This window comes from Citrobacter sp. wls711, assembly GCF_005281055.1.
Lineage (GTDB): Bacteria > Pseudomonadota > Gammaproteobacteria > Enterobacterales > Enterobacteriaceae > Citrobacter > Citrobacter gillenii.
Window position 1 is genome coordinate 1 of record NZ_SZXC01000011.1, and the last position, 296, is coordinate 296.

The window sequence follows — 296 nt, forward strand, 5'->3', positions numbered from 1 at the left end:
GATAGTGTGTCGAAACACACTGGGTTTCCCCATTCGGAAATCGCCGGCTATAACGGTTCATATCACCTTACCGACGCTTATCGCAGATTAGCACGTCCTTCATCGCCTCTGACTGCCAGGGCATCCACCGTGTACGCTTAGTCGCTTAACCTCACAACCCGAAGATGTTTCGTAAAACACATCGTGTTGCGAAAATTTGAGAGACTCGAACACACCATTTATCTGTTCTTATTACGGAGAACAGACACAGTGTGTCGTTTCAATTTTCAGCTTGATCCAGATTTTTAAAGAGCAAA

At 45.3% G+C, this 296-nt stretch carries 1 rRNA gene; it reads right to left on the reverse strand.

From position 1 onward, the window contains the following. Nucleotides 1–151, reverse strand: a 23S ribosomal RNA gene (locus FDW98_RS05645); the annotation flags it as partial. Nucleotides 152–296 lie beyond the last annotated feature (145 nt).